Source organism: uncultured Campylobacter sp., assembly GCF_938045225.1.
GTDB lineage: Bacteria > Campylobacterota > Campylobacteria > Campylobacterales > Campylobacteraceae > Campylobacter_A.
Window position 1 is genome coordinate 1 of record NZ_CALINL010000303.1, and the last position, 6760, is coordinate 6760.

Sequence of the window (6760 nt, forward strand, 5' to 3'; positions counted from 1 at the left end):
AATTAAGAGCATTTTGTACAATTTTTGTATATGTAGACTGGAATGAGTTCATGTTGTATTTTTGTAAAATGGTAAATTGATGTATTGATAGCGTGTATGACATATTTTAGATATGCAAAAAACAAAAAAAGTCAAGCTTGAAAACGGACAGATGACGCTTAAATTTAACAAGCCAATCGACCGATATAAAGTCAGAATGAGCCTTAAAGTAAACGGAAAAACGACGACAAAAATTTTAGTAAAGGATATAAATGCTGAATGAAATTTACAAAAAACAAAAAGAGCATAGCGACAAGTGTATCGAGGGCCTAAAACGCGACTTTAGCACGCTTCGCACAGGCAAGGTAAATATAAGCATAGTCGATAATATTTACGTGGATTATTACGGCAGCCAAACTCCGCTAAACCAAGTAGCCACCGTACTAACGAGCGATGCTAGCACCATCAGCATCACGCCGTGGGAAAAACCGATGCTAAAAACTATCACTGCAGCGATCTCTGCTGCAAACATCGGCGTAAATCCGAACAACGACGGCGAGAGCGTGAAGCTATTTTTCCCTCCGATGACGGTCGAGCAACGCCAAGAAAACGCAAAGCACGCTAAGGCATTTGGCGAAAAAGCCAAAGTCAGCATCAGAAACATCAGAAAAGACGCTAACGACGAGGTAAAAAAGCTAGAAAAAGATAAAGCTATCACCGAAGACGAGAGCAAAAAGGGACAAGACGAAGTCCAAAAGATCACCGACAGCTACACATCAAAGATCGACTCGCTCGTAAAAGAAAAAGAGAGCGAACTTTTAAAAGTTTAAAATTTGCATACGGCTCGTCAAATTTAACGAGCCGCTTCTTTTATAAAAACCTTCCGCTATTTCGCATTTAGCATAAATTTTAATCCGCTTTTGCTACACCCAAGAACGCGTTTATCTATTTTGTCCAAATTTTAAATTTATCACGCCATACTCGCTTTTACCAAAATTTATATCCAAATTTAAAATTGCTAGCCATTTTTGCTCGGCAGAGGTATATAATAACGTAAAATCGCAAGCCGCTAAAAGCTCAAAAAATAGTAGCTTAAGCGCGCTTAGGGTAAAATTCGCTCAAATTTTACAAAGGAAAAACGATGGATTTAGAGAAAATTTACAAGGATGCGGGCGCGTATTTGCAGGGTCATTTTTTGCTTAGCAGCGGCAACCACTCGCAGTTTTATCTGCAAAGCGCCAAAGTGCTCGAGGATCCTCAGTTAGCCGGTGCTCTAGCAGACGAGCTGGCCGCCGTCATCGAAAAATCGGGCGTAGAGTTTGATAGCGTCTGTTCGCCTGCTCTAGGCGGCATTTTGGCGGGCTACGAGCTAGCTCGCGCGGCAAAAAAACGCTTTATCTTTACCGAGCGAGTCGAGCGCATGATGAGCCTACGACGCGGCTTTGAGGTAAGGGAGGGCGAGCGATTTATCGTTTGCGAGGACATCATAACCACGGGCGGCTCGGCGCTAGAAGCAGCGCGCGTGATCGAAAGCCTTGGAGGCAAGGTCGTGGCGTTTGCCGCACTTGCTAATCGCGGCTTTTGCAAGGTCGCAAATTTAGCGGGCAGCGTCGCAAAACCAAGCGCCAAACTACCCGCCGACAAGCCGTTTTTTGCGCTTGGAAACTTTGAGTTTGAGATTTACGAGCCTGCAAACTGTCCGCTCTGCGCCGACGGAAGTAAGGCGATAAAGCCCGGCAGCAGAGGCAACTAAATTTACTAAATTTCGCGGCTTTATTTGATTTAGTCGCGTAAATTTAGACGGGTTTTGCGGGTCATCAAATCGCCGTGCGGTATCTCGGGCGATAAATTTAAAACACGCCACTGGGTTTCGTGTGTTGCGGGCAGAGCGTGCCAAATTTGCATTGCCGTCTTGTGCCTTTAGCGGTAAGTTGGGCTTAAGTGAATTTACGCCCGCGAAAACGCGTCCTAAAATTTATAAATTTAAAATTCGGCGCGAGATAAACATTGTAAATTTGAAACCTGCACTTGATAAATTTTACGGAGCCTGCGATAAATCAAACGTAAGCAGGCTTGATGAAAAATGCGCGAAACGAAAATTCCGTCGCAAACCGGTACGCCGCCAAAAACAAACAAAGGCGACGGATATCGTAAAGATTGCGCCGAGAAAACGCATAATCGGGCAGCAAATGAAGCGCCGTTTAAGAGCTGAGCAAGACCTGCTGGATAAGACGGTGCAAGCGGCGGACGCGAGGAAACGAACCGTAAATTTACCGCAACCTAAACGAGAACGCGTAAAAGCAGGTCGTAAATCGCCACGACAAAGTAGATGCGCATAAATTTGGGTGCTAGCGAGCAAATTTGGCACTCAAAAACTCAAAACACGCACCCAAAAATAAAAACAAAAGGAGTAAATTTGGCAAAACAAAAAGCGCAGCTAGCCACCATCGGCGCGCGAGTAAAGGCCTTTATCACCGATCTTTTTTTGATCGGGATGCCGATATATTACCTTACGACCTATGTTTTTTTAGGCGGCAAAGACGACTTTTTACACAACCAAACCGCGATATTCGGGGCAAATCTCGCAGTCGCTCTCATCTGCTGCGCCTTTTTTGCGATCAAAGCCCAGACGCCCGGCTACCGTTCGCAAAATATCTACCTCATCGACCTACGCAGCGGCCGCAAACTCGGCTTCGCACGTGTTTTACTCCGTTACATCTGTTTTTTGCTCTCAGGAGTTAGCGTGGTCGGACTTTGCCTCTGCTTTTTTCGCAAGGACGCGCTAAATTTACACGATCTGCTCACGCATTCGGCCGCCGTCTGCAAAAAAGCAGAGTAAATTTAGCTCGCCTTTTGGCAAATTTGAGCCCAAAATTGACGACAATTATTTCGGTGCGACCCGCCCTGCTCCGCTAAAGCTCAAATTTGATCTAGCACTTTCGTGGTGCGGGTTTTGCAGACTAGCTTCGCATCCCGTCCCCGCGGCAAATTTAACCCGCTCCCCGCCTTGTCAAATTTAAATCTTTAAACCAAATTTCGTTACAATCGCCCCCGACAAGGAAAAATATGCAAAAAATAATGGGATTTACGAGAACGCGGGAAAACGCGGAGAAAAAAGGCGCGCTGATACCTAGCGACTTCACGCACGCAGCCATCATCGGGGAAACGGGCAGCGGCAAGACGACGGCGATGATATATCCGAATTTGCTTGACCGCATGCAAAACGGCTACGCGGTGTTTGCAGTGGATTATAAAGGCGGCGAGAGCGCCAAGATCAAGGCTCTAGCACGCAGAGCAGGCCGCCTAAAAGACGTCGTGAGCGTGGGCGCGAGGCTGGACGCGCCGATAAATCTCATCGCCTCGATGAAGCCGCGAGACTTCAAAAACTGCGTAAAAAAACCGATGGAATCAAGGGAGAAGTTTTGGGAGGAGTTTGGCTCGAGCATCGCGACGGAGTTTTTTAAGGTTTTAAAGGCGCTTAAAATTTTCGCTAAAAAAATCACTCCGCTAAACGACTGCTACACGGATGCGTTCTACGCCGACGTACGCACGCTCGCGCGGGACTTTACCTTCGACGTCGCTACGATACTGCGCCTCTCGCAAGACCTAGAAAAAATGCTCGAGTTTAAAGACGCGCTGAGCCTCATCTGCGACAATCTCGACTCCTCGACGCTAAATTTCACCCGTGAAACGATAATGATAAACCGCGCATTTTTGGCCACCGCGGACGAGTTTTTGGACGCGACGAGCCGCTACAAGGACATCGGCGACGAGCGCACGAGAGATGATTTTCGCAACTACTCGATGATGATGTCGCCCTTTCTTGGCCTCATGAACGACGACTCGCTAAACGGCGACGGCGAGGGCACTGCGGGCGACGCGAGTATCGCAGGGCTGCTAAATAGCGGCAAGATCGTGATATTTAACGCCGCTAGCTGCGACAAAAGCGCGCTGAGCTTCCTGCTAAACAGCTTCCTGCCAGAGCTTTTAAAGCGCGTAACGATGAAGCAAAAGACGCCTATTAGCCTATTTCTCGACGAGTCGGCAAAGCTGCTGAGCGAAAATACCGAGCTAAACGAAGAGATCCTACGCGAGTGCGAGGTGGAGCTGGTGCTGGCGTTTCAAAACGAGTTTTTACTCAAGCGCGCGATCGGCGGCACGGCGTACGAGGCGCTGATGGGCAACCTCACCAACCGCTACTTCATGCGCAACAAAGACGTCGTGAGGCTGGGCGGCAGCGAGGTGGACTGCTCTACGCTGGAGAAATTCGAGTGCGTGCTAGAGGGCGACAAGATCGCGCTAGAGCCTATTTTCATAGACGAAGCGGAGTGTCTGCAAGCGCAGCTGGAGTTTGAGCGCGAAAACCGCCTGCACGAGCGACTGCTGGGCAAAATCTACGAAAACCGCGTGATAGAGTTTGACGAGGAGATCGTCGACGACGGCAAAATCTGGGTGCGCGACGTGGATACGGGCGAGCGCGAGTGCGTATTTTTCAGCGATGAGGTGCTGGATATCCGCCCGCAAGATATCTATAAACGCCCGCCAAACACCGGCGGCTACAACATCTCGCTAGAAGACGGCACGGACGACGCGCAGATAAGCTTTAGGTAAATTTGACGGCGACTAAGCGGGAGTGCGGGTTAAATTTGACCGCAAATTTGAAAGTCGGCGTAAATTTAAACGGCGGCGCAACTTGACGATTTTAACCGCTCGCCGTTTGCATAAAACTAGGCTGGATGAATTTAAAATTTGACTTTAGGCGGAGGATATGAACGAAAATCCAGGCAAAGAAAATAAAGGGTCGGAGCTACTTTACAGACTAGACAAGCGAAATCCGCTCATGGTAATGTTTGATTTTATCAAGTATAGCTTTTTCCTGCTCGTGCCCGCCTTACCTACCGCGATATATTATAGAGGCTGGATGCAGGCGCTGGGCATTCTGGGTTCTTTGTTTTTGGGTAGGCTTTTGTACAAGCTTATATTTTTTAACTACATTGAAATTTATAGGTACAGGATCGTCATAAACAGATATATTTTCGGAGATACGGTTATAAAAAGCGAGGATTTGGCTTTTTGCCGTACATATTATTTTCCATTTACCCCCACCCAAGTTTTTATAGTGAAAAAAAGAAAACATTTATTCTATAGAGTTTCTTCGGTGGAAAGTTTAACGCAAGATCAAGCCGACAAGCTAAGTAGCCAAATAGCTCGTATAATGCCGTGGGATGCAATCGATTAATAGCAATCAGTATAAACAGTCAAATTTGTCGCCATTATCCGCATCCAAATTTAACGAGCAAGCCAGACAAAAACCCGCTCATCGGCAGTCAAATTTAACAAAACCGCCCGTAAATTTATCTCTCCTCGCTTCGGATCAAATTTAACCGCCAAACCAAACCCTAAATTTAAAGCGTAAATCTAAAATTTAGATTTTTATCTACGTTTTATATTTTTGCCGTCTTTATTTACGCACATAAAATCCACAGTAGCCCCGCCGTCATAAATCAAAGCTACGCCATCTGAATGAAATCTGTCCTCGCAGCCCGCCTCTTTGTCGCCTCGCAGTATCTCGTCCGAAGCGTCGTCAAAAATCTCGTAATAAGCACCCCCAAAGCCCTCATTGCGATAATAAACGTCGTCTTGCGCTCACCTCCAAACGCCTCGTTGCCCCAGATTCTTACGCCTATGACGTTTGCGCTTTTTAGTTTGGCTTTTAGTTCGCCAAAAGTCTGCTCATCCCAGCCCAGTATCCGCAGTGGCTCCTGCACGCTCGTTCGCTTATCTACGCGGATGAAGCTCGCGGTTTGGTTTTTATCGGCACTCACGGCGCTAAACGTCTCAACCAGGGCTCCGTCTAAGCGCAGGTCAAACCAAACTTCGCGAGGCCTAATCTCGCGCGCAAAATCGCGCAATGCTAAAATCTCGATACGATTTTTTTCGTAGTTTCGTGCTAACTCTCGTCCGTCGTATAAATTTAAGTAGACGGCCGTCGCCGCGATTAGAAAAATAATAATAAAAGACGTTTTGTGGCTTATACTCATAAATCCTCGCAAATTCTTTTATTCTTGCTCTAATTTACGGCGTCAAGCACGCTAAATTTAAAATTTAACCCCGTGATTTAGCAGTTTTCTCACGCCTAGATTCGTGTCGATGCCGCTGATTATAGCGTTATATATATACTCTTTGGCTTGCTGGATGGCGCTTTCTAGGCTTTGGCCGCGAGCGAGCAGGCAGGCTAGCGAGCTAGAAAACGTGCAGCCAGCGCCGATGATAACTAGCGGGTCGGCTAGCGGCGTCTCAAAGTTTTGCACGCTGCCGTCCTTGCGGTAGAGCGTGTCGATGCTTTTGCCGGCGACGATGTGTTTTTTCACGATCACGTCGCACGGCAGATTCGTAAAATCATCGCCGAAAAGCACGTCTGCTTCGCGCAGGTTCGGCGTCGTAACGGCGGCAAATTTCATCAGCTCTTTTAGCCGCTCGATGGCGCTATCTTTGATGAGTTTGTGGCCCATTTTCGAGACGCAGACGGGATCTAGCACCACGGGAGCAGAGTTTTTCTCTAAAAAACCCTGCACGACGTCCATGATGGGCTCATTAAATAGCATACCGATTTTAACGGCGTCGAAGCTAAACTCGGCCGCGAGCATCTCGAGCTGGTCGGCGATGAATGAGGGATCTAGCGAAACGATATTTTTGATCTTGTCCGTGTTTTCGGCAGTTAGCGCCGTGACCGCGGTCGCGCTATAACAGCCAAAGTGCGCGCACGCCTTGATGTCGGCTT

General features: G+C 47.5%; 9 protein-coding genes. 6 read left to right on the top strand and 3 right to left on the bottom strand.

Annotation, left to right across the window (positions count from 1 at the left end; all coding sequences use genetic code 11):
* The first annotated feature begins 251 nt into the window (after window positions 1-251).
* Together frr and pyrE are read left to right on the top strand one after the other, a co-directional pair.
* Entirely contained in the window at window positions 252-809 is a 558-nt protein-coding gene (frr, locus tag Q0200_RS10980; protein WP_122862362.1) for a ribosome recycling factor, read from the top strand.
* Between the two features lie 311 nt (window positions 810-1120).
* Window positions 1121-1732 (top strand): orotate phosphoribosyltransferase, encoded by a 612-nt coding sequence (pyrE, locus tag Q0200_RS10985; RefSeq protein ID WP_297941131.1) that lies wholly within the window; start codon window positions 1121-1123, stop codon window positions 1730-1732.
* 29 nt (window positions 1733-1761) lie between these two features.
* Here the strand turns inward: pyrE and Q0200_RS10990 are convergent, their stop codons facing one another.
* A complete protein-coding gene (locus Q0200_RS10990; RefSeq protein ID WP_297941132.1) occupies window positions 1762-1884 on the bottom strand; it encodes a hypothetical protein in 123 nt (40 codons plus the stop codon).
* Window positions 1885-1910: 26 nt separating this feature from the next.
* Between Q0200_RS10990 and Q0200_RS10995 the strand changes: the two genes are divergently transcribed.
* The 4 genes from Q0200_RS10995 (at window position 1911) to Q0200_RS11010 (ending at window position 5218) form a co-directional block, all read left to right on the top strand.
* Window positions 1911-2318 carry a hypothetical protein gene (locus Q0200_RS10995; RefSeq protein WP_297941134.1) on the top strand — a complete coding sequence of 136 codons (408 nt, stop codon included), beginning with the start codon at window positions 1911-1913 and terminating at the stop codon, window positions 2316-2318.
* A 77-nt stretch (window positions 2319-2395) separates the two neighbouring features.
* Entirely contained in the window at window positions 2396-2818 is a 423-nt protein-coding gene (locus Q0200_RS11000) for an RDD family protein (protein WP_297941136.1), read from the top strand.
* Window positions 2819-3012: 194 nt separating this feature from the next.
* Complete coding sequence (locus Q0200_RS11005) at window positions 3013-4590, top strand: type IV secretory system conjugative DNA transfer family protein (RefSeq protein ID WP_297941144.1); 1578 nt, start codon at window positions 3013-3015, stop codon at window positions 4588-4590.
* Between the two features lie 157 nt (window positions 4591-4747).
* Entirely contained in the window at window positions 4748-5218 is a 471-nt protein-coding gene (locus tag Q0200_RS11010) for a hypothetical protein (RefSeq protein ID WP_297941138.1), read from the top strand.
* 271 nt (window positions 5219-5489) lie between these two features.
* Here the strand turns inward: Q0200_RS11010 and Q0200_RS11015 are convergent, their stop codons facing one another.
* Together Q0200_RS11015 and Q0200_RS11020 are read right to left on the bottom strand one after the other, a co-directional pair.
* Window positions 5490-6020, bottom strand: a complete 531-nt coding sequence (locus Q0200_RS11015; RefSeq protein WP_297941140.1) for a hypothetical protein — start codon at window positions 6018-6020, stop codon at window positions 5490-5492.
* Window positions 6021-6077: 57 nt separating this feature from the next.
* Window positions 6078-6760 (bottom strand): hydroxymethylpyrimidine/phosphomethylpyrimidine kinase (locus Q0200_RS11020; protein ID WP_297941142.1); only part of this gene is annotated, 683 nt, incomplete at its 5' end.